We start from the raw sequence: 21,925 nt of genomic DNA on the forward strand, positions 1-21,925 counted from the left end.
TGGCGTTATGGTCGCGTCGTGTCGTGTGTCGTTGCCGCTTACTTCTTGGCAAACAGCGTGCGCGCCAGAATGTTCAGGAACAGCACCCCGAGGGTGATGATGAATACGCCCGCCCAGGCAAGCGATTGCCATTCGGCGAACGGGCTCATGGCAAATTTGAAGATGGTGACCGGCAGGTTGGCCATCGGCTGGTTCAGGTTCATCGACCAGAACTGGTTCGAGAGCGCCGTGAACAGCAGCGGCGCCGTCTCACCCGCGATACGCGCCACGGCCAGCAGCACGCCCGTCACGATGCCGGCGATGGACGCCTTCAACGTGATCTTCACGATGATTCGCCACTTCGGCGTGCCGAGCGCGAAAGCCGCCTCGCGCAGGTTGTTCGGCACCAGTTTGAGCATGTTCTCCGTCGTGCGGATCACGATGGGGATCTGCAGGAGTGCCAGCGAGATGATGCCGGCCCATGCCGAGAAGTGCCCCATCTGTGCGACGACCAGTGCATAGACGAACAGGCCGATCACGATCGAAGGCGCCGAGAGCAGAATGTCGTTGATGAATCGCGTGATGCTCGCAAGCCAGGACTTCTGACCGTACTCGGCCAGATACACACCGGCCAGAATGCCCAGCGGCGTGCCCACCAGCGTCGCCACGCCGACCATCACCAGACTACCCATGATGGCGTTGGCCAGACCGCCGCCGGCCGTGTTCGGCGGGGGGGTCATTTCCGTGAACAGCGAGAGCGAGAGGCCGCCGATGCCCAGCGAGAGCGTGGTGTACAGAATCCACAGCAGCCAGAGCAGACCGAAAGCCATGGCCGCGAGCGACATGGCGATCGCGAACATGTTCTTGCGGCGGCGATAGGCTTGCAGACGCACGCGGGTAAAGGCGTCGGTGGGCTTCACGGCGGGCGATTCCAATTCGAGCGCTTGTTGGGTCATCATTATTTACCTTCGCTTTTCTCGAGGCGCAGCAGCATCAGCTTGGACAGCGCCAGCACCACAAAGGTGATGAAGAACAGGATCAGGCCGAGTTCCATCAGGGCCGACGTGTGCAGGCCCGGGCCGGCTTCGGCGAACTCGTTGGCCAGCGCCGAGGTAATGCTGTTGCCCGGCGAGTAGAGCGAGACGTTGTCGAGCAGGTTTGTGTTGCCGATCACGAACGTGACGGCCATGGTCTCGCCGAGCGCCCGGCCAAGACCCAGCATGATGCCGCCGATGACGCCCGTCTTCGTAAAGGGCAGCACCACGCGCCACATCACTTCCCAGGTCGTGCAGCCGATGCCGTACGCCGACTCCTTGAGCAGCACGGGCGTGACTTCGAACACGTCGCGCATGACCGAAGCGATGTACGGAATGATCATGATCGCGAGGATCACGCCGGCGGGCAGGATACCGATGCCGAGCGGCGGCCCCTGGAACAGCGCGCCGATGACCGGCACGTTGCCGAGCAGCGCACCCAGCGGCTTCTGAAAGTACTGACTGAAGATCGGGGCGAAGACCAGCAGGCCCCACATCCCGTAGACGATGCTCGGAATGGCCGCGAGCAGTTCGATGGCGGTGCCGAGCGGGCGGCGCAGCCACACGGGCGAGAGTTCCGTCAAAAACAGGGCGATGCCGAAGCTGACCGGCACCGCGATGATCAGGGCGATGACCGAAGTGACGATCGTGCCGTAGATGGGCACGAGCGCGCCGAATTGTTCTGCGGGCGGATCCCAGTCCTTGGTCCACAGAAAGGCGAAGCCAAACTTCTCGATCGACGGCAACGCGCTGATGATCAGCGACACGATGATGCCACCGAGCAGGAGCAGCGTGATGAGGGCGGCGGCGCGGGTGAGCAGCGCGAAGAGAAAGTCGCCAACGGAAGACGGGGCGCGCTGTGCGCCCGGTGTTGCGAGGGGGCTGGTGGCTTCTGCCATGATGTCGTCTCAGCGTGAGCGCGCCGCCAGCCGTTGCCGGATCATGATTCGGGCTTCGGCGCAGGCGGCGCGGATGATGCCGGTATCAAGGCGCCCGAGACCGCACATGCGCATCGTCGGGTGCCTCATTGCAGGGCGCTTTAGACGCCGGCCTTGGCAGCCGACTCGGCAACCTTGGCCTTCCAGCCGGCACGGATTTGCTTCAGAACGTCTTCCGGCAGCGGGATGTAGTCCAGTTCCTTGGCCGTGTTCACGCCGTTCTTGAACGACCAGTCGAAGAACTTCAGCACGTCGGCGCTTTGCGCTTCCTTGCCGGCGTCAGCCTTCTGGTGCACGAGCACGAAGGTCGCTGCCACGATCGGCCACGACTTGTCGCCCTTCTCGTTCGTCAGGATCTGGTAGAACGTCTTCGACCATTCGGCCTTGCCGGCGGCGGCGGCGAACGTCTCGGCGGTCGGCTCGACCGTCTTGCCGTCGGCGTTGGTCAGGGCCGTGTACGTCAGCTTGTTCTGCTTGGCGTAGGCCGACTCGACATAGCCGATGGCGCCCGGCAGACGCTGCACGAAGGCCGCGACGCCGTCGTTACCCTTGCCGCCCGTGCCCGTGGGCCAGTTGACCGTGGTGCCTTCGCCGACCTTGCTCTTCCACTCGGCGTTGACCTTCGAGAGGTAGTTCGTGAACACGAAGCTGGTGCCCGAACCGTCGGCGCGGCGAACCACGGCGATGTCGGTATCCGGCAGCTTGACCTTCGGGTTGAGCTTGGCGATGGCCGGGTCGTTCCACTTCTTGATCTTGCCCAGGTAGATGTCGCCCAGCACTTCGCCCGACAGCACGAGTTCGCCCGGCTTCACGCCCGGCACGTTCACGACCGGCACGATGCCGCCGACAACCGTCGGGAACTGGAACAGACCCTGTTTGGCGAGTTCTTCATCGGTCAGCGGGGCGTCCGAGCCGGCGAAATCGACCGTCTTTGCCTGAATCTGCTTGATGCCGCCCGACGAGCCGATGCCCTGGTAGTTGACCTTGTTCTGGGTCGACTTCTGATAAGCGTCAGCCCACTTGGTGTAGATCGGTGCGGCGAACGTGCTGCCAGCGCCCGTAATCTCGCCCGCAATCGCGCCAGCGGCGAACAGAACGCCAGCCAGGCCGGCAATCGCAGTCTTCATCAGCTTCATGGATCTCTCCGAGTTGGTGTGGTACAGCGTGTGGATGGCTCGAAGAATAGATTCCGAATGTGACAGTAATGTGTCATTTTCGAAAGCTCACAATGGGAATGTCACGGAGTCGCCTCGAAATCGTCACATTGCATGCGACGCTCGGTGTGCCTCACGGCATCGGAAGAATCTCGGATTGGCGCGGGTTTCGGCGGGATCGCATCGAAATCAGACGCGTGAAAGGCCTCGCTTTCGGTCTGTGTCAGCCCTGTGACAGTGACGAAACGATGTCGGAATCCGTCTGACGACGCCGAGGGCACTGTCACAAACGCACGATGCCGCGCTCGGATTACTATCGAGGGAAGGTTGAAGGGATCGACGTTGCCAGGCGATTCCTGGCGGTGGGGGCGGCGACGTCAGAACGGACGTCGCCGGTGGGGAAATGCAAGGGCCCGACGCATAGGTCGGTCAAGCGATGGACCGGCGGTCCAGCGGTCCAGCGGTCCAAGGGGCCAACGGTCAGCCCATCAAGCCATCAGGCCGCCGCCTTGACCACGTTGGCCAGATGTTGGGCAAAGCCGGAAGCCTGCGACTCGTCGCGCGCTTCGACCATCACCCGCAACACCGGCTCCGTGCCCGACGCGCGGATCAGTACGCGGCCCGAATCGCCCAGTTTGGACTCGACGCTCTCGCGCTCCGCGGCCAGACGCGCGTCGGCCTGCCAGTCGTAACCGGCGGGCGTGCGTACGTTGATCATGTGCTGCGGGAACAGGCGCACGCCCTCCAGCAGCCTGGCGAGCGGTTTGCTGTCCGCACGGCGGATGGCAGCGAGCACCTGGAGGGCCGAGACGATGCCGTCGCCCGTCGTGTGCTTGTCCAGACACAGAATGTGGCCGGAACCCTCCGCACCGATTTGCCATCCGTGCTTGTGCAACTGCTCCAGCACGTAGCGATCGCCGACCTTCGCGCGCACGAACGGCACGCCCAGTTCCTTGAGCGCCACTTCGACGGCCATGTTGGTCATGAGCGTACCGACTGCCCCCGGCACACCGCCGTTGTTCAGACGGTCCTTTACCAGCAGATACAGCAGTTCGTCGCCGTTGTAGAGCCGGCCTGCGCTGTCCACGATTTGCAGACGGTCGGCGTCCCCATCGAGCGCCACACCGAGATCCGCGTGGTTCGCTCGCACGGCGCGCATGAGTGCGTCGGGCGCGGTAGCGCCACAGTCCTCGTTGATGTTGAAACCATTCGGCTGGTTGCCGATGGCGATGACTTCCGCGCCGAGTTCGTGGAACACGTGCGGTGCAATGTGATACGCCGCGCCGTTGGCGCAATCGACGACGATCTTCATGCCACGCAGATCGAAATCGTTCGGGAAGGTGCTCTTGCAGAACTCGATGTAGCGACCGGCGGCGTCATCCAGACGGCGCGCCTTGCCGAGTTGCTCGGAGCGCACGCAGGTCATCGGATTGTCCAGTTCGGCCTCGATGGCCAGCTCGGTCTGATCCGGCAGCTTGTTGCCGTCGGCCGAGAAGAACTTGATGCCGTTGTCGTGATACGGATTGTGCGACGCGCTGATCACGACACCGGCCGCCAGACGAAGCGCCCGGGTGAGGTACGCGACGGCGGGTGTCGGCATCGGGCCGGCCAGCATGGTGTCCACACCCGCCGCCGCGAAACCGGCTTCCAGCGCAGCTTCGAGCATGTAACCGGAGACACGGGTGTCCTTGCCGATCAATACCGTGGGACGTCCCAGCGTCTGGTTGCCCGCCAGCACGCGCCCTGCCGCGTAGCCCAGGCGCAGTACGAACTCCGGCGTAATCGGACTCTCGCCCACCGTGCCGCGAATTCCATCAGTCCCAAAATAGCGTCGTTTCATCGTTGCATCGTTCCCAGTTGAAGCGTCGCGCAGGTTAACCGGTTGAGGGTCCGTTCGCGCGCGCATTCCTTGTGTCTTGTACTTGTCGTGTCGCGTACAGCGCGACACCGGGGCTGGACGGGGCGAATGCCTCAGTCGGCCTCGCGCACCGCCTGCCAGACCTTGAGCGCGTCGACGGTTTCCGCGACGTCGTGCACCCGCACGATCGCCGCGCCTCGTTCGGCGGCGCACATGGCGGCTGCAACGCTCGCCACCCGGCGTTCCTGCGGCGTCTGACGACCGGTGATCTCGCCCAGCATCCGCTTGCGCGACATACCAACGAGCAATGGCAGACCGTCACGCGACAGCACCCGCAAATGCTTGAGCAAGGCGAGATTATGAGCGAGATTCTTGCCAAAACCGAATCCCGGATCGAGATAAAGACGCGAGGGCGCCACACCGGCGCAGAGCATGGCGTCCACACGGCCGTCGAGAAACGCGGCCACTTCGGTGACGACGTCCGTGTAGATCGGGGCGTCCTGCATGGTTTTCGGGTCGTGCAGCATGTGCATGATGCACAGCGCCGCTTCGCTGTCTCGCACGGCATCGATCGCGCCCGGCTGCTGGAATCCCCAGATATCGTTGATCATGTCGGCACCCGCGGCCAACACCGCACGCATGACGCCCGGCTTGTAGGTATCCACGGAGAGCGGCACGCCGCAGTCTCGCAACGCCTCGACGATCGGCACGACACGTGCCAGTTCGGCGTCTTCCGGCAAGGCTTCGGCGCCGGGACGGGTCGATTCGCCACCGATGTCGAGCATGTCCGCGCCGTCGGCCAGCAATTGTTCGGCATGGCGCAGCGCAGCGTCGCGTGCGACGAACTTGCCGCCATCGGAGAACGAGTCGGGCGTCACGTTGAGGATGCCCATGACATGCACGCGACGGGCGTCGAGCCGGAAGCGCGGTCCCAGCGCCAGCGTGTCGGGTTTGACCGGGGCCTGCCCGGCACTCGCCGGCAAGACGATATCCTGTGCCGCGTCGGCCGACACGGCATTGGGGGCATTAAGAGAATGGGGTTGCGACTGCTCGGTGGACATGCGAAAGCTCGTAGCTCAATAAAACCCGAAGACCGGTATCAAGACCCCTTTTGAAGGCCCGTTGGCCGCCTGCCCGCCGACGGATCGGCGCAAGCTCGGCGCTCCGGCGGGGCCGGAGGCCCTGTATGGCCGTAATGTTACCGGAATCGTCCGTCACTTCGACCACGGAAACACTCGGTAACACCGAAATTCACGGTCTCGCCTGCCGACCGTGACAACCGTTACGACCGTTATGACCGTTACGTCCCATCGGGTGCAACGGTCGGCCGGCGGGCGCTGACGGGACTTGCCGCAGACGTTCGGCATCAGAATGCAAAAAGGCCGGCGAAATGCCGGCCTTTCCGGGTGACAGGGGACGTCGTCGTCCTGTCGTGGCGCTCGTCAGACGGTCGCCGGGGTGTTGCTGGGCTTGAGCGGCGGGTTGCCACCCGAAGCACCGCCATTCGTCGGACCACCCTTGGGCGGACGCGGCGGACGGTCTTCCATGATGTCGCCGATCTGCTCGCCGTCGATCGTTTCCCATTCCATCAGGGCTTCGGTCATCGACTCGACCTTCGAACGGTTGTCTTCCAGCAGCTTCTTGGCCAGCGCGTACTGCTCGTCCAGAATGCGGCGCACTTCCGCGTCGACCTTCTGCTGCGTGGCTTCCGACACCGACTTGGCCGACATGCGACCGAACACCGAATCCTGCTCCGTATCGACGTAGACCATCGGGCCCAATGCGTCCGACATACCGTAGCGGGTCACCATGTCGCGAGCCAGCTTGGTGGCGCGCTCGAAGTCGTTCGAAGCGCCCGTCGACATCTTGTTGATGAAGACTTCCTCTGCTGCACGGCCACCGAACAGAATGGCGATCTGCGTGAGCATCGTGTCGCGGTACTCCGAGTACTTGTCGTGCTCCGGCAACTGCATCGTCAGACCCAGCGCCCAACCACGCGGGATGATCGTTACCTTGTGCACCGGATCGGCGCCCGGAAGCAGCATGGCGACCACGGCGTGACCCGACTCGTGATAAGCCGTGGCACGGCGCTCTTCGTCGCGCATGACCGCCGACTTGCGCTCCGGACCCATGAAGATCTTGTCCTTCGCGTCTTCGAAGTCGAGCATCTCGACGATGCGCTTGTTACGGCGTGCGGCGAACAACGCCGCTTCATTGACCAGGTTGGCCAGATCGGCGCCCGACATACCCGGCGTACCGCGTGCGATGACCGAGGCGTCCACGTCGTTCGCGATCGGCACCTTGCGCAGGTGCACCTTGAGGATTTGCTCGCGGCCACGGATATCCGGCAAACCGACGTAGACCTGACGGTCGAAACGTCCCGGACGCAGCAGCGCCTTGTCGAGTACGTCCGAACGGTTGGTCGCGGCAATCACGATCACGCCCGAGTTGGCCTCGAAGCCGTCCATCTCGACCAGCATCTGGTTCAACGTCTGTTCGCGCTCGTCGTTACCGCCGCCCATGCCGGCGCCACGATGGCGACCAACCGCGTCGATTTCGTCGATGAACACGATACAGGGCGATTGCTTCTTCGCGTTTTCGAACATGTCGCGAACGCGGGCAGCGCCCACGCCAACGAACATTTCCACAAAGTCCGAACCCGAGATGCTGAAGAACGGCACCTTGGCTTCGCCGGCAATGGCACGCGCGAGCAGTGTCTTACCGGTTCCCGGCGGGCCGACGAGCAGCACGCCGCGCGGAATACGACCGCCCAGTTTCTGGAATTTTTGCGGATCTTTCAGGAAGTCGACCAGTTCGCCGACTTCATACTTGGCCTCGTCGCAACCCGCGACGTCGGCAAATGTAACCGGATTGGCATTCTCGTCGATGAGGCGCGCGCGGGATTTGCCGAAGGAAAAGGCACCGCCCTTACCCCCACCCTGCATCTGTCGCATCATGTAGAACCAGAAGCCGATGATCAGCAACGTAGGTCCGAGATAGTAAAGGGCGGACATGAGCACGTTCGGTTCATCGTCAGCCTTGCCCGACACCTGAACGCCGTACTTCATGAGATCGCCCACCATCCAGATGTCGCCTGGCGACACGATGGTGTATTTCTGGCCGTCGCTGGGCGTCACCTGAAGGCTGCGCCCCTGCACCACCACGTTCTTGATCTTGCCGTTCTTGGCATCGTCCATGAACTGGGAGTACGTCACGCCCTCCTGGACGTGCGGCTTGTCGAACTGTTTAAAAACAGTAAACAAGACCAGCGCGATGACTAACCACACCGCCGCTTTGGAAAACATATTATTGTTCAAAGCGTTGCTCCTTCATGAAATCGCTTCGCGCCAGGAATTCATTCTAATCCACTCGCAGGCGCACCGCTATAGTGATTCTCTACCGCCACCATAGCGCCAGTGCGCTGGTTTGACGGGCATCAAGCCGGTTTTTTCAAACCCCGACCCAGAATGAACGTTTCGGAGGATTTGTCTCGGGACGCCTTCGGCTTGCGCGGCGCCACCGTTTTGAACTGGTGTTTGAATTTTTCGACAATCTGGCTATAGCCGCTGCCGTGGAAACATTTGACCAGTAACGCCCCTTCCGGTTTCAGGTGTCGCTGTGCAAAATCCAGCGCCAGATCGCATAGATGCTCGATCCGCGCCGCATCGGCCGACGCCACACCGGACAAGTTGGGGGCCATATCAGAAACTACAAGGTCGACTTTCCGGCCAGCGACAATTTCTTCCAGCTGTTCGAGCACGCTGTCTTCGCGGAAATCGCCCTGCAGGAAATGGACGTCGGCAATCGGCTCCATCGGCAGAATGTCCAGCGCGATGATCGTCCCGTCGATGCCGCCGTCGACGCGCTTGCCCGCCGCCAGCTTGTTACGCGCGTACTGACTCCAGCTGCCCGGTGTCGATCCGAGGTCGACAATGACCTGACCGGGCTTGATCAGCCGGTCCTGTTCGTCGATCTCCTTGAGCTTGTAGGCTGCGCGGGCGCGATAACCCTCGCGCTGCGCCATTTTGACGTAGGGATCGTTGATGTGATCGTGCAACCACGCGTGGTTGAAACGGTTTTTTGCCATAATTCTTCAAAAACACTGCGAATTTGCAGGATAATACGCCCTTGCGCGCCCAAAATCCTTTAGCCGGCCGGCACATGCCGATGGTCTAACAGGCTCAATGCCACGGGTTGCGGGCGCATCCTAACTCGTTTGTCTCGTCTGTCTTTCGTCTGTCTTCTATGCCCGCTTTGACCCTGACCCCGGCGCAACGCGCCGACTTGCGCTCTGCCGCCCATGCGCTGAATCCCGTCGTTCTGATCGGCGCCGACGGCTTGACGCCGGCGGTGCTCAAGGAAATCGACGGCGCCCTGAAGGCCCACGAACTGATCAAGGTGCGGGTGTTCGGCGACGAACGTGACGCACGCGTGGCCATTTACGAATCCATCTGCGACCAATTGGGTGCGGCGCCCGTACAACACATCGGCAAATTGCTGGTGCTGTACCGCCCGACGCCGGACGAAAAGCCGACGCCCGTTCGCGCCCGGTCCGGCGGCACCGGCACCACGGTCAAGGGCCGTGCCCCGCGCACCGTGACCGTCGTCAAGACCAGCACCAACGCCGGTCGTCGCCCGACGGTCAAGAAGGTGACGGTGGCTGGCAACGAACGCATGACGGCTGGCGGCATCGTCAAGCGCGCCAAGAAGCGTCAGACCAGCGTCAAGCGCCAGCGCAACGACTAAGTCCCCAACGGCGACGCGCGCAACGCGATCCGCCCGCCCTCAAAAGAACGCGCCCTGACATCGTCGGGCGCGTTTTTTTTGGTCTGGCATGGTCCGACATGAGCGGGGCACGGGCCGGGCCAAGGGCCGGGCATGGGCCGGAAGCGAATCCGGCATGTGCCCGCCCGCTGCTGCGGCATTTAGCCGCGCACCGGCTGCCGCCAGATCAGCGCAATGCCCAGCAGGCTTTGCAGCAGATAGATACCGCTCGAAATGCCGTGAAGCATGCCAAAACGTGCGGCATAGGCCGATTGACCAATGTCGACGCCGGATGCTTCCGCCTGCTCGCGCAGTTGCGCCATGAAAGGCTGCAAACCGAACGAACTGATCAGCACGCAAACCATCATCGCCACTGCCAGCCAGCGCAGCGCCCGATAGCTACGCGCCACCGACGCATCGGCCGTACGCGAGATGAGCGCCGTTGCCAGCCAGACCAGCAGCACGCCACAGACCAGACTCAGCCAGGCCTGTGTGTGAAACAGTCGCCCGGCGACCGTGCCGGCCACCATGCGAGACTCAAGTACGGCGAAAAGCGTAGGGGCCACGAGGTAACCGATGGCCCACTGGCTGCCGCACCAAAGGGTCGCGATCAGGCGGAACAGACGTTCGAGCCGCGGCACGCTGCCGGCAGACCTCACGTCAGACGTCACATCAGACGTAGCGGACATCGATGATCTCGTACTCGCGCACGCCGCTCGGGGCCTGCACTTCGGCCACATCGCCTGCGTACTTACCGATCAATGCACGGGCGATCGGCGAACTCACCGAAATCTTGCCGTGCTCCAGGTCCGCCTCGTCGTCACCGACGATTTGATACTCGACCGTGCCGCCGTTCTCGAGGTCTTCGAGTTCGACGGTCGCAGCGAAGACCACACGGCCCTCGGCGTCGAGCGCCGCCGGGTCGATGATCTGCGCTGCCGAGAGCTTCGATTCCAGATCGGCAATGCGACCTTCGATAAAGCCCTGCTTTTCCTTTGCGGCGTCATACTCCGCATTTTCCGACAGATCGCCCTGCGCACGGGCTTCAGCAATGGCAGTGATCACGTTCGGACGTTCGACGGTCTTCAGGCGGTGCAGCTCTTCCTTGAGCAGCTCAGCGCCCCGCTTGGTCAGAGGAATGGTACTCATGCGCGTTGTTCCGAAAGACAAAAAAATTGCCGCAGCTAAGCCGCATTCGCACTTTTTGCGAACGCCGCTCGACCGCGGCTGTGACACCTGTGTTGCGCTAGTGTAGCAGAGTTGCCGTCGCTGCCAACCGGCGGACCGGTCGTGCGGCGCGACACCCGATGCAGAGCACACTCGGTGCGCGTTTAAAGCATTTGGCGCGCCTGACGGGGATCAGTTCCCCAACGGGCGCGCCATTTGTTTTGCGTCTTTGCCCGGGACGGCGGCAACTGCCCCTCGCCCCGAGCTCACCTGCCGCAATCCGCCAGCTGGCTCCAACTGACTCGAGCTTAGGCCGGCAATTGCGCGTGCAGCCCCTGAAGGTCGTAGACCTCAAGGTTTTGCAGGTACTTCAGGCCTTCCACGGCGGCGCGGGCACCTGAGATCGTCGTGTAATACGTGACCTTATGTGCCTGTGCCGACATGCGGATCGAGCGCGAATCGGCAATCGCGGTGCGGGTTTCGTCCACCGTGGTGAACACCAGCGCGATTTCGCCGTTCTTGATCATGTCGACAATGTGCGGACGGCCGTCCTTCACCTTGTTGACCACACGCACAGGAATACCGGCGGCTTCGATCGCTGCGGCCGTGCCGCGCGTGGCGACGATCGGGTAGCCCAGCGCGTGCAACATGCGGGCGACTTCGACGGCACGCGGCTTGTCCGCATCCTTGACCGTAAGCAACACCGTACCCGACGCAGGCAGGCGCGAGCCGGCCGCGAGTTGCGACTTGAAGAGCGCTTCGCCGAACGTACGGCCCACGCCCATCACTTCGCCCGTCGAGCGCATTTCCGGTCCGAGCACCGGATCGACACCCGGGAACTTCACGAACGGGAACACCGCTTCCTTGACGCTGTAGTACGGCGGCACGACCTCGCCGTTCACGCCCTGCGACGTGAGCGACTGCCCGGCCATCGCACGCGCGGCGATCTTGGCCAGCTGACGGCCGGTCGCCTTCGACACGTACGGCACCGTACGCGAGGCGCGCGGGTTCACTTCCAGCACATAGATCGTGTCGACGCCGTTGCCTTGCTGAATCGCGAACTGCACGTTCATCAGGCCGACCACGTTCAGCGCCTTGGCCATCTCGGCCGTCTGACGCTTGAGCTCGGCAATGGTCTCGGCCGACAGCGAGTACGGCGGCAGCGAGCAAGCCGAGTCGCCCGAGTGAACGCCCGCCTGTTCGATGTGCTCCATCACGCCGCCGATGTAGACGTCCTTGCCGTCCGAAATGCAGTCGACGTCGCATTCGATGGCGTCGTCGAGGAAGCGATCGAGCAGCACCGGGCTGTCGTTGCTCACCTTGACGGCCTCGCGCATGTAGCGCTCCAGATCACGCGGCTCGTGCACGATCTCCATCGCGCGACCGCCCAGCACGTACGACGGGCGAACGACCAGCGGATAGCCGATCTCGGCCGCGAGCTTGAGGGCTTCGTCTTCGGCGCGGGCCGTACGGTTCGGCGGCTGACGCAGTCCGAGGTCCTGCAGCAGCTTCTGGAAGCGCTCGCGGTCTTCTGCGGCGTCGATCATGTCCGGGCTCGTGCCGATGATCGGCACACCGTTCGCTTCGAGATCGAGCGCGAGCTTCAGCGGGGTCTGACCGCCATATTGGACGATCACGCCGACCGGCTTTTCCAGGTCGACGATTTCCAGCACGTCTTCGAGCGTCACCGGTTCGAAGTACAGGCGATCAGACGTGTCGTAGTCCGTCGACACCGTTTCCGGGTTGCAGTTGACCATGATGGTCTCGTACCCGTCTTCGCGCAGCGCGAGCGCGGCATGCACGCAGCAATAGTCGAACTCGATACCCTGACCGATACGGTTCGGGCCACCGCCCAACACCATGATCTTCTTCTTGTCGGTCGGCTGGGCTTCGCACTCTTCCTCATAGGTCGAGTACATGTACGCGGTGTTCGTCGAGAATTCGGCCGCGCAGGTGTCCACACGCTTGTAGACCGGGCGCACCTTCCGGGCGATACGCGCCTTGCGAACGGCAGTCTGATCGGTGCCCAGCAGCTTGGCCAGACGACGATCCGAGAAGCCGCTCTGCTTCAGGAAGCGCAGCTCTTCGGTCGACAGACTTTCCAGCGTACGACCGGCGAGCGCCTTTTCCTTCTTGACGATGGCTTCGAGCTGGGCGAGGAACCACGGATCGATGGCGGTCTCGGCGTACACCTCTTCGAGGCTCATGCCCAGACGGAAGGCGTCGCCCACATACCAGATACGGTCCGGGCCCGGCTCGCCAATTTCGGCCACGATTTCGTCGCGGTCGGTCGACTTTTCGTCCAGACCGTCCACTCCGACTTCCAGACCACGCATGGCCTTCTGGAACGATTCCTGGAACGTGCGACCCATGGCCATCACTTCGCCGACCGACTTCATCTGCGTGGTCAGGCGGGCATCGGCTTCACGGAACTTCTCGAAGGCGAAACGCGGCACCTTGGTCACCACGTAATCGATCGTCGGCTCGAACGACGCCGGCGTTGCACCGCCCGTAATTTCGTTGCGCAATTCGTCGAGCGTATAACCCACGGCCAGCTTGGCTGCGACCTTGGCGATCGGGAAGCCGGTGGCCTTCGAGGCCAGTGCCGACGAACGCGACACGCGCGGGTTCATCTCGATGACGACCATACGGCCGTCCTTCGGGTTGATCGAGAACTGCACGTTCGAACCGCCCGTCTCCACGCCGATCTCGCGCAGCACGGCGAGCGACGCGTTACGCAGCAGCTGGTATTCCTTGTCGGTCAGCGTCTGCGCGGGGGCCACGGTAATCGAGTCGCCCGTGTGCACGCCCATCGGGTCGAGGTTCTCGATCGAGCACACGATGATGCAGTTGTCGGCGCGGTCGCGCACGACTTCCATCTCGAACTCCTTCCAGCCCAGCAGCGACTCCTCAATGAGCAGTTCGCGCGTGGGCGAGAGGTCGAGACCGCGCTTGCAGATCTCTTCGAACTCTTCGCGGTTGTAGGCGATACCGCCGCCCGAGCCGCCGAGGGTGAACGACGGACGAATCACCATCGGATAGCCGCTGCCACCGATTTCGGCAACGATCTGCGCCTGCACCGCCAGCGCCTCTTCCATCGAGTGAGCGATGCCCGACTTGGCCGAACCGAGACCGATCTTGGTCATCGCGTCCTTGAACTTCTGACGGTCTTCAGCCTTGTCGATGGCTTCCGGCGACGCACCGATCAGCTCGACCTTGTACTTGTCGAGCACGCCGTGACGATGCAGGTCGAGCGCGCAGTTCAGCGCGGTCTGGCCGCCCATCGTCGGAAGAATGGCATCCGGGCGCTCCTTGGCGATGATGCGCTCGACGACTTCCCAGGTGATCGGCTCGATGTAGGTGACATCGGCCGTATCCGGGTCGGTCATGATCGTGGCAGGGTTGCTGTTGATCAGGATGACCTTGTAGCCTTCCTCGCGCAGCGCCTTGCAGGCCTGTGCGCCGGAATAATCGAACTCGCATGCCTGACCGATGATGATCGGGCCGGCGCCGATGATGAGGATGCTCTTGATGTCTGTGCGCTTTGGCATAACGTTCTCAACAAAAATTTAACTCAGCGTCGCGGTCGCGAGCTTCACACCGAAGCCGACGAACAACGCGCCCACGCCGCCGGTTGCCCCGGCGCTCAACCGGCGACGTTGCCGGAAGTGCTCGGCCAGGCGGTAACCGGCCAGGATCAGCGTGCTCAGATACAGGAAACTGCACGTCTGCACGATCACGCCCAGCACGGCAAACGACACCGCGGGGTAGGCGTAGTCCGGATCGACGAACTGGATGAAAAACGACACGCAGAACAGGATCGCTTTCGGATTGAGCAGGCTGATGAACAGTGCGCGCCGGAACGGCTGATCCGCGTCGACCTGCTTCGGTGCGGCAACGGCCGATACCTCCGGGTTGGCGCGGGCAGCACGAGCGTTGGCAATGGCCCCGCGCAGCATGTTCAGGCCCATCCAGCAAAGATAGGCGGCGCCGAGGTACTTGACCACGAAGAACAGCGCCGGCTGCGCATGCAACAGCGACGCCACACCGGCCGCCGACAGCGTCATGAGGATGGTGTCGCCGAGGAACACGCCGCAAGCGCCCGCGTAACCCTGACGAACCCCGCGCTGTGCGGCCACGGCGAGCACGTAGAGCGAGTTCGGTCCCGGCAGCAAAATGACGACCACGACCCCGGCCAGATACGTCCAGAGGTTGAGGATGCCGATCGAGTTTCCGAGCATGATGCGTGTGTTCCTTTCCTGTTTCCTGATCCCGTCGCGTGCGCGCTTATGCGGACGCCTTCGCGTCGGCCATCGACTTGACGAAGCGGTCGAACAGATAGCCGATGTCGTGCGGGCCGGGCGACGCTTCGGGGTGACCCTGGAAGCAGAATGCCGGGCGATCCGTCAGCTCGAAGCCCTGCAACGTGCCGTCGAACAGCGAGACGTGCGAGACACGCGCGTTGGCCGGCAGGCTGTTTGCGTCCACCGCGAAGCCGTGGTTTTGCGACGTGATCACGACGCGGCCCGTCTCGAGATCCTTCACCGGGTGGTTCGCACCATGGTGACCGGTCTTCATCTTGAGCGTCTTGGCGCCCACGGCCAGGCCCATGATCTGGTGGCCGAGGCAGATGCCGAAGGTCGGAATGCGGCGCTCCAGGAACGTACGCGTGGCGGCGATGGCGTAGTCGCACGGCTCCGGGTCGCCGGGGCCGTTCGAGAGGAACACGCCGTCCGGGTTCAGGGCGAACACGTCATCGGCCGAGCTCTGCGCAGGCAGCACGGTGACCTTGCAGCCACGCTCGGCGAGCATGCGAAGAATGTTGCGCTTCACACCGTAGTCGAGCGCGACCACGTGGAATTTCGGATCTTTCTGCTCGCCGTAGCCTTCGCCCAGACGCCATTCCGTCTCGGTCCATGAATACGACGCCGTGGTCGAGACGACCTTGGCGAGGTCCATGCCGGCGAGGCCGGGGAACGATTGGGCGAGTGCGATGGCCTTGGCTTCGTCGGCCTCTTCTCCGGCGAGGATGCAGCCGTTCTGAGCGCCCTTGTCGCGCAGGATTCGGGTCAGACGGCGCGTGTCGATGCCGGCGATGGCAACGACGCCTTCGTCCTTCAGGTATTGGGACAGCGTCTTGTCGGCGCGGAAATTCGAGTCGAGGATCGGCAGATCCTTGATGATCAGGCCGGCGGCATGGACTTTCGTGGCTTCGACGTCTTCACCATTGACGCCCGTGTTGCCGATGTGCGGATACGTCAGCGTGACGATCTGGCGCGCATAGCTGGGGTCGGTGAGGATTTCCTGGTAGCCGGTAATGGCCGTATTGAAGACCACTTCACCGATGGTGTGACCGGCAGCGCCGATGGCGTACCCACGAAAGACCGTGCCGTCAGCGAGCGCGAGAATGGCGGGTGGGAATGACGGCAGCACGGGAAACTCCTGAAGGGTTCACCCTGCTGCCAGCCCCATCGTCCGCTCGCGATGACATCAGCGCGGGCACCGGAATTGCGCGGAATATGCGCACAGCGGATGCTCGGACTGCGGACGAGATGTCAGGCGGGTAGGCGCTAGGGTGAGGGTTAAATGACTAAAACCTTCAAAGTATAGCGCATTTCCGGTTCATCTCAAAGCTGAACGTGTGGGGCACCAGTACGCTCTGCGTTCTCCCTGAGGGGCGAGGCGCCGCCAGACGGATACGCAGAGGGGATAGGGAAGTGAATGCCCGCCCGCTGGGCCGCCAGCACGATATGACGCTCCATCGCAGCCCCCGCGGCGGCACCGTCGCGGCGTCTTAGGGCGTCCAGGATTTCCAGATGTTCATGATAGGTGGAAAGCACCAGTTCACGCTGATAGAACGGCAGACGCTGGCTTTCCATCACGATTTCCGTACTGCCGCGCAGAATGTCGGCGATGGCCGCGTTGCCCGCGAGCCCCACGATACGCAAGTGAAATGCGAAATCCAGTTGGGCAGCCGTATCGACGTCGCCCTCGACGAGCGCGCCCTTCATCGATTCGACGTTGTCGGTGAGCCACTCGATCTCGCTGCCGCTGGCCGCGAGCGCCGCGAGCCGGGCGGCGAAGCCCTCCAGGGCGTAGCGCAACTGGTAGGTATCTGCGAGCGAGATCTGGTCCGCAAAGCGCCAGGCGACACCGATGCGCGCCGATGCGTCATTCACGTACACGCCCTTGCCGGGGCGTATCGCCACCATACCGAGCGCTTCGAGCGTCGACAGGGCTTCGCGCAGCGAGGCGCGGCTGATCGAGAGTTCCTCGGCGAGTTGACGTTGCGAGGGCAGCATCGCACCGGCCGGATAGACCTGACGTTCGATACGTTCGCGAATCGTGGCGACGGCGGCGTCGGTTACGGCATGCGCCGAATGCTTCATGGGGCCTCACAGGAAATGCAAATGTGCGTATGGCGCATTGTACGACGCCAAATTTCCCGTCACGCGAGCATGCCCTCGCGGCCGTAGAAGCCCCGCCCCACGGGAGCGCCACCGAACACCGACGCGCACTAGTCCCGGGCTCTCACCCGATGCGCATGGTGATCCGGATGCTCGCCCAGCAGGCGACGCACCACCCCATTGGTCCATCCGAACCCATCCTGCAGCGGGTACTCCCCGCCGCCACCGCCGCTCGCGCTCATGGCATCGCTCGTATGCAGGGAGTACTTCTCCACCAGCTTGCTCTCACGCGCGTACAGCGAACTGACCGTGCACAACCACCGATGCGCGATGTCGTTCGCGAGCCGGTGTTCGCCATACTTGCGCAGTCCATGGATGCCGATCCATTGCAGCGGCGCCCAGCCGTTGGGCGGGTCCCATTGCTGAAGACTGGAGGTCTCGGTCGTGCGCAGCCCACCGGCGGCCAGCATGCGCTGCGCCATCGTGGCCGCCGAGCGGTGCGCCTGCTCGCGCGACGCCAGCCCGACGAACAACGGCGCGGCCATCGCTGCGGACAATTGCGGGCGCGGCGCGCCCAGTTGCCAGTCGTAGTCGACGAACGCCGCCTGCGCATCCGCCCAGAGGTAACGGGTCATGGCATCGCGTCGCGCCTGTGCGCGCAAGGCGAACGCGCGCGCCGTATCCGTATCGCCGCCCGCCTCGCTGAGCCTGGCGATCTGCGTCTCTGCGGCATACAGAAAGCTGTTCAGGTCGACTGGCAGAATCGCCGTCGTGCGGATGGACGACAGATCGTTGGCGTTTGCGAGCCATCGCGAACTGAAGTCCCAGCCCGAGGCCGCGCCGGCTCGCAGATCCCGATAAACCTCTCCGGCGCGACGAAGCGGCGCATCGAGCGCTGTCGTCACATCCTCCAGATAGCCCTCCTCACGCGGCGTTTCACGCTCGTCCCAGTAGCGATTGAGCAATGCGCCGTCGGGCAAACGCACGAGGTGGCGATACGCATCTCCTCGCCCGAGCGACGCCTCGCCTTCCATCCAATAGTCGTATTCCCGACGCAGATGCGGCAGATAACGCAACGCGCGCGCCACACCGTGCGATTCGAAAAGCGCCACCATCAGCGCATATACCGGTGGCTGCGAACGGCTCAGATAGTAAGTGCGGTTGCCGTTTGGAATATGGCCGTACGTATCGATGAGGAAGGAGAAATTGTCCGCCATGCTCACGAGCAGGTCGTGACGGCCGCTGTGCGCGAGCCCGAGCATCGTGAAATAGGAGTCCCAGTAATAGAGTTCGTGGAAGCGTCCGCCGGGCACGACATAGGCGCGCGGCAACGGCAGCAGCGAACTGTCGGCCGGATGCGCGTCGGGCTGGCGCGTGAGCACGTCCCAAAGACCGTCGATATGCGCCGCCAGCCCCTGCGCCGGGTCGGCGATATAGGCGCTTGGCGGCGTGCGCTCCAGCGTGAAGTGCGACGCCACGAATTGCGCAAGATCGAAGCCGGGCTTAGCCGCGTCGTCACGATACCGGCGCATGATCTCCTGCGGCGCGCGCAACGGTGCGCAATCCACGAACGTCTTGCTGTCCGGAAAAATACGCTGGGACTGAACCGCCACGAAGAGTTCCCCATAGCGATCGGCGGGCGTGAGCACGTCGGATGGCGCGCTGTGGGCGACGTCGGGCGTCATGCCGCCCTGAGCCAAGGTGCGCTGCGCGGTATCCGTCATGTCATTGCTCCGCGTAGTTCCACAGCAGTCCGCCGTCGACGAACAGCGTCGTGCCGGTCACGTAGCTGGATTCCGGCGAGGCGAGGAACAGCACGGCATTGGCGATCTCGGCGGGATTGGCGAGGCGTCCGAGCGGAATGTTCGCCACCAACGCGGCGAGTTGCGCCTTGTCGGCGAGCAGTTGCTGATTGATTGGTGTGCCAACGGCGCCCGGGGCGACGTTGTTCACCGTGATGCCGAGCGGCGCGAGTTCGACGGCGAGATTGCGCATCATCATCTTCATGCCGCCCTTGCTCGCGCAATAGCTGGTGAAGTGCGGGAACGGCAATTCCTCATGCACCGAGCTGACGTTGACGATACGCCCGCCGCGCTTCGTCTCCCGCAAGTGCCTGACAAACGCTTGCGTGAGAAAGAACGCCCCTTTCAGATTGACGTTCATGACGAGATCGTAGTCGGCTTCGGTCACGTCAAGAAATGCGGCGCGACGCTCCACCCCGGCGTTGTTGACCAGCACGTCGATGCGCCCCATCTGCGCAACGGCCCGTTCGATGACGGCACGATCGTCATCCACGCGCCCGACATCGCCCGCAATCACGCAACCGTCGCTGCCCGTCGCTCGCACGGCATCGAGGGTCTGCTCGGCCATCGCGCTGTCGAGGCGGTCTTCCACCACGATGCGCGCCCCCTCCTGCGCGAGACGAACGGCGATGGCACGACCGATGCCCTGCGCGCTGCCGGTCACGAGTACCACCATGTCTTGCATTCGCATGGCGCCTCCCTGAAGTTTGCCTTGGGAATCTGCGCGCTCGCGGCACCTTTCCTGCGATCCCGACGGCGCGTCAGATGCCAGTGCGACCCCACGGGAGAATGCGAAGTTCACGAGAATTTCGGCGGATTCACCCAGTAAAACAAGGACTTCCGCGCCAATACACCACCGTCGGGCGCATAGCGCAGCGAAACCTCGCGCCCTAGGGATTCCCCTCAAACGACATCGCTTGACCTCACTATATTGGCTTTCTAATATTCTCCATAACACCACTGGTCAGACCGGTATGACTTGTCGACATATCCTGATGGACGCTGGTGTGGGCGATGTCACACGTCGCCATGCAGCATCTGCAAGCCGCCTTACCGCTGTATCGCTGTACAGAATCAGCCCCCAAGAGCAGTCCATTCGATACTGAGATCGCGAAATCCGAGAGAGTGATTTGCGCAGGCAGAGGAGACAAACCATGCCCAAGCTGTTCCGTTCGTTGTTTGGCCGAGTCGTCATTGCGTTGGTTGTGGGTGTGGCGCTAGGCATCTGGTTTCCGCAGTTGGGAGAGTCGTTGCGTCCGTTGGGCGACGGCTTTCTGAAGCTCATCAAGATGGTGATCGGCCCGATCGTGTTCTGCGTGGTCGTGAGCGGAATGGCCAGCGCGGGCGACTTGCGCAAGGTCGGTCGTGTCGGCGTCAAGGCCATCATCTACTTCGAAATCATTACGACCTTCGCGCTGGTCATCGGCGCCGTGCTCGCGTGGGTCACCCGCCCCGGCGCGGGCATGAACATCGACGTTCGTACCCTCGACGCGAGTTCGATGGCGGCGTATGCCGAGAACGCCAAGAGCCTGAAAGACACGGCGGGCTTCCTGCTCAAGATCATTCCCAACACCATTACGGATGCGTTCGCCAAGGGCGACATCCTCCAGATTCTGGTGTTCTCGGTGATGTTCGGATGCGCCCTGGCGGCATTGGGCGAACGCGGTCGTCCGGTGGCGCGCTTCATCGAAGACCTGAGCCACGTCTTCTTCCGCGTGATGGCTTTCATCATCCGCCTCGCGCCGCTGGGTGTGCTCGGGGCCGTGGCGTTCACGACCGGCAAATACGGCGCATCGTCGCTCAAGCAACTGAGCTTGCTGGTGCTCGTGTTCTACGCGAGCTGCTTCGTCTTCGTGACCGTGGTGCTGGGCGGCGTGCTGCGCCTGGCGGGTTTCAACATCTTCAAGTTCATCAAGTATTTCCGGGAAGAGTTGTCCATCGTGCTGGGCACCGCATCGTCCGACGCCGTGCTGCCTACCATCATGCGCAAGCTCGAGTGGATGGGCATCAAGAAATCGACGGTGGGTCTGGTCGTGCCGACGGGCTACTCCTTCAATCTCGACGGCTTCTCGATCTACCTGACGCTGGCGGTCATCTTCATTGCGCAGGCGACGAATACGCCGCTGTCCACGCACGACCTCATTCTCGTGGTGCTGGTATCGCTGCTGACCTCCAAGGGCGCGCACGGCATTCCGGGATCGGCCATCGTGATTCTGGCGGCCACGCTTGCCGCCATTCCCGCCATCCCCGTGATCGGTCTCGTACTCATCCTGCCGGTGGACTGGTTCGTGGGCATTGCGCGCGCCATCACGAACCTGCTGGGCAATTGCGTGGCAACGCTCGTCGTGGCGGCATGGGAGAAGGATGTCGACTTTGCCCGAGCGCACAAAGTACTCGACGGTCTGCTGCCGTACGAGCCGATCGCGCCGTCCGAAGACGGCGTTGAAGCGGCACCGGCCAATGCGGCCCTGACTCGTTGATGATGCGTTGATGATGCGTTGATAGCGTCTTGATAAGGTCGAGATAACGCATTGACCATTTGGCACCGAGCATCGTGCCGAGCCCCCTGAGGATCATGGCGTGCGCCGTGGTCCTCATCGCAAGCCAAGTCTTTTCTGCCGACGCAAACTCGATGACGCGTCGGCATCTTCATCTGGAGTGATTCGCAACATGGCCCTCGCCCCGCAAGACCCGAACGCACCGGAATTCGTGCGCCGTTACGTCAATCTGGCCGACCCGCGTCTGGGCGCCCAGGCGCTCGTCGCCAGCGACGAATTCTTTGCGGCCAAGGAGCGCATGCTCAACCCCGAGCCTGCCGTCTT

The 21,925-nt window shown here is 63.0% G+C and carries 17 protein-coding genes and 1 pseudogene; 3 read left to right on the forward strand and 15 right to left on the reverse strand.

The window, feature by feature from the left end:
* Positions 1–38: 38 nt before the first annotated feature.
* The 7 genes from pstA to PCA31118_RS25450 form a co-directional block, all read right to left on the reverse strand.
* Positions 39–935, reverse strand: coding sequence for a phosphate ABC transporter permease PstA (gene pstA, locus PCA31118_RS25420; protein ID WP_044458290.1), 897 nt, complete (start codon positions 933–935; stop codon positions 39–41).
* A 2-nt stretch (positions 936–937) separates the two neighbouring features.
* Positions 938–1,912 (reverse strand): phosphate ABC transporter permease PstC, encoded by a 975-nt coding sequence (pstC, locus tag PCA31118_RS25425; protein ID WP_044456393.1) that lies wholly within the window; start codon positions 1,910–1,912, stop codon positions 938–940.
* Positions 1,913–2,052: 140 nt separating this feature from the next.
* Positions 2,053–3,087 (reverse strand): phosphate ABC transporter substrate-binding protein PstS, encoded by a 1,035-nt coding sequence (gene pstS, locus PCA31118_RS25430; protein WP_044456394.1) that lies wholly within the window; start codon positions 3,085–3,087, stop codon positions 2,053–2,055.
* Between the two features lie 514 nt (positions 3,088–3,601).
* Positions 3,602–4,945 carry a phosphoglucosamine mutase gene (gene glmM / locus PCA31118_RS25435; protein WP_150627723.1) on the reverse strand — a complete coding sequence of 448 codons (1,344 nt, stop codon included), beginning with the start codon at positions 4,943–4,945 and terminating at the stop codon, positions 3,602–3,604.
* Between the two features lie 131 nt (positions 4,946–5,076).
* A complete protein-coding gene (folP, locus tag PCA31118_RS25440; protein ID WP_246190435.1) occupies positions 5,077–5,856 on the reverse strand; it encodes a dihydropteroate synthase in 780 nt (259 codons plus the stop codon).
* Positions 5,857–6,405: 549 nt separating this feature from the next.
* Positions 6,406–8,280: an ATP-dependent zinc metalloprotease FtsH gene (gene ftsH / locus PCA31118_RS25445; protein ID WP_044456396.1), complete on the reverse strand. Its 1,875-nt coding sequence runs from the start codon at positions 8,278–8,280 to the stop codon at positions 6,406–6,408.
* Positions 8,281–8,399: 119 nt separating this feature from the next.
* Positions 8,400–9,050 (reverse strand): RlmE family RNA methyltransferase, encoded by a 651-nt coding sequence (locus PCA31118_RS25450; RefSeq protein WP_044456397.1) that lies wholly within the window; start codon positions 9,048–9,050, stop codon positions 8,400–8,402.
* A gap of 158 nt (positions 9,051–9,208) precedes the next feature.
* Between PCA31118_RS25450 and yhbY the strand changes: the two genes are divergently transcribed.
* Positions 9,209–9,709 (forward strand): ribosome assembly RNA-binding protein YhbY, encoded by a 501-nt coding sequence (gene yhbY / locus PCA31118_RS25455; RefSeq protein WP_150627724.1) that lies wholly within the window; start codon positions 9,209–9,211, stop codon positions 9,707–9,709.
* A 179-nt stretch (positions 9,710–9,888) separates the two neighbouring features.
* Here yhbY and PCA31118_RS25460 read toward each other — a convergent pair whose 3' ends face one another.
* From PCA31118_RS25460 to PCA31118_RS25495, 8 genes are all read right to left on the reverse strand, one after another.
* Positions 9,889–10,416, reverse strand: a complete 528-nt coding sequence (locus tag PCA31118_RS25460; protein WP_150627725.1) for a DUF4149 domain-containing protein — start codon at positions 10,414–10,416, stop codon at positions 9,889–9,891.
* Positions 10,400–10,876 (reverse strand): transcription elongation factor GreA, encoded by a 477-nt coding sequence (gene greA / locus PCA31118_RS25465; protein ID WP_044456400.1) that lies wholly within the window; start codon positions 10,874–10,876, stop codon positions 10,400–10,402. The genes PCA31118_RS25460 and greA overlap by 17 nt, the downstream gene beginning before the upstream one ends.
* Before the next feature lie 326 nt (positions 10,877–11,202).
* A complete protein-coding gene (gene carB / locus PCA31118_RS25470; RefSeq protein WP_150627726.1) occupies positions 11,203–14,445 on the reverse strand; it encodes a carbamoyl-phosphate synthase large subunit in 3,243 nt (1,080 codons plus the stop codon).
* Between the two features lie 18 nt (positions 14,446–14,463).
* Positions 14,464–15,135 carry a leucine efflux protein LeuE gene (gene leuE / locus PCA31118_RS25475; protein ID WP_150627727.1) on the reverse strand — a complete coding sequence of 224 codons (672 nt, stop codon included), beginning with the start codon at positions 15,133–15,135 and terminating at the stop codon, positions 14,464–14,466.
* A gap of 46 nt (positions 15,136–15,181) precedes the next feature.
* Complete coding sequence (gene carA / locus PCA31118_RS25480; protein WP_150627728.1) at positions 15,182–16,327, reverse strand: glutamine-hydrolyzing carbamoyl-phosphate synthase small subunit; 1,146 nt, start codon at positions 16,325–16,327, stop codon at positions 15,182–15,184.
* Between the two features lie 194 nt (positions 16,328–16,521).
* Positions 16,522–17,283: a FadR/GntR family transcriptional regulator gene (locus tag PCA31118_RS25485; protein ID WP_150627729.1), complete on the reverse strand. Its 762-nt coding sequence runs from the start codon at positions 17,281–17,283 to the stop codon at positions 16,522–16,524.
* 128 nt (positions 17,284–17,411) lie between these two features.
* On the reverse strand, positions 17,412–19,025 hold the full coding sequence (gene treF, locus PCA31118_RS25490) for an alpha,alpha-trehalase TreF (protein ID WP_217431297.1): 1,614 nt from the start codon (positions 19,023–19,025) through the stop codon (positions 17,412–17,414).
* A gap of 1 nt (position 19,026) precedes the next feature.
* Positions 19,027–19,794 (reverse strand): SDR family NAD(P)-dependent oxidoreductase, encoded by a 768-nt coding sequence (locus PCA31118_RS25495; RefSeq protein ID WP_150627730.1) that lies wholly within the window; start codon positions 19,792–19,794, stop codon positions 19,027–19,029.
* 463 nt (positions 19,795–20,257) lie between these two features.
* Between PCA31118_RS25495 and PCA31118_RS25500 the strand changes: the two genes are divergently transcribed.
* Both PCA31118_RS25500 and PCA31118_RS25505 read left to right on the forward strand, forming a co-directional pair.
* Positions 20,258–21,583, forward strand: coding sequence for a C4-dicarboxylate transporter DctA (locus PCA31118_RS25500; RefSeq protein ID WP_150627731.1), 1,326 nt, complete (start codon positions 20,258–20,260; stop codon positions 21,581–21,583).
* A gap of 190 nt (positions 21,584–21,773) precedes the next feature.
* Positions 21,774–21,925: pseudogene (locus tag PCA31118_RS25505) on the forward strand (allantoicase); the annotation flags it as partial.

This window comes from Pandoraea captiosa (genome assembly GCF_902459775.1).
Classification (GTDB): Bacteria; Pseudomonadota; Gammaproteobacteria; order Burkholderiales; family Burkholderiaceae; genus Pandoraea; species Pandoraea captiosa.

Bases quoted from the DNA above. Each gene is read 5' to 3' on its own strand.
- yhbY (WP_150627724.1), top strand. From the start codon at position 9,209: ATGCCCGCTTTGACCCTGACCCCGGCGCAACGCGCCGACTTGCGCTCT.
- leuE (WP_150627727.1), bottom strand. From the start codon at position 15,135: ATGCTCGGAAACTCGATCGGCATCCTCAACCTCTGGACGTATCTGGCC.
- PCA31118_RS25460 (WP_150627725.1), bottom strand. From the start codon at position 10,416: ATGTCCGCTACGTCTGATGTGACGTCTGACGTGAGGTCTGCCGGCAGC.
- carB (WP_150627726.1), bottom strand. From the start codon at position 14,445: ATGCCAAAGCGCACAGACATCAAGAGCATCCTCATCATCGGCGCCGGC.
- treF (WP_217431297.1), bottom strand. From the start codon at position 19,025: ATGACGGATACCGCGCAGCGCACCTTGGCTCAGGGCGGCATGACGCCC.
- PCA31118_RS25495 (WP_150627730.1), bottom strand. From the start codon at position 19,794: ATGCGAATGCAAGACATGGTGGTACTCGTGACCGGCAGCGCGCAGGGC.
- PCA31118_RS25485 (WP_150627729.1), bottom strand. From the start codon at position 17,283: ATGAAGCATTCGGCGCATGCCGTAACCGACGCCGCCGTCGCCACGATT.
- PCA31118_RS25500 (WP_150627731.1), top strand. From the start codon at position 20,258: ATGCCCAAGCTGTTCCGTTCGTTGTTTGGCCGAGTCGTCATTGCGTTG.
- pstC (WP_044456393.1), bottom strand. From the start codon at position 1,912: ATGGCAGAAGCCACCAGCCCCCTCGCAACACCGGGCGCACAGCGCGCC.
- pstA (WP_044458290.1), bottom strand. From the start codon at position 935: ATGACCCAACAAGCGCTCGAATTGGAATCGCCCGCCGTGAAGCCCACC.
- greA (WP_044456400.1), bottom strand. From the start codon at position 10,876: ATGAGTACCATTCCTCTGACCAAGCGGGGCGCTGAGCTGCTCAAGGAA.
- PCA31118_RS25450 (WP_044456397.1), bottom strand. From the start codon at position 9,050: ATGGCAAAAAACCGTTTCAACCACGCGTGGTTGCACGATCACATCAAC.
- pstS (WP_044456394.1), bottom strand. From the start codon at position 3,087: ATGAAGCTGATGAAGACTGCGATTGCCGGCCTGGCTGGCGTTCTGTTC.
- glmM (WP_150627723.1), bottom strand. From the start codon at position 4,945: ATGAAACGACGCTATTTTGGGACTGATGGAATTCGCGGCACGGTGGGC.
- folP (WP_246190435.1), bottom strand. From the start codon at position 5,856: ATGGGCATCCTCAACGTGACGCCCGACTCGTTCTCCGATGGCGGCAAG.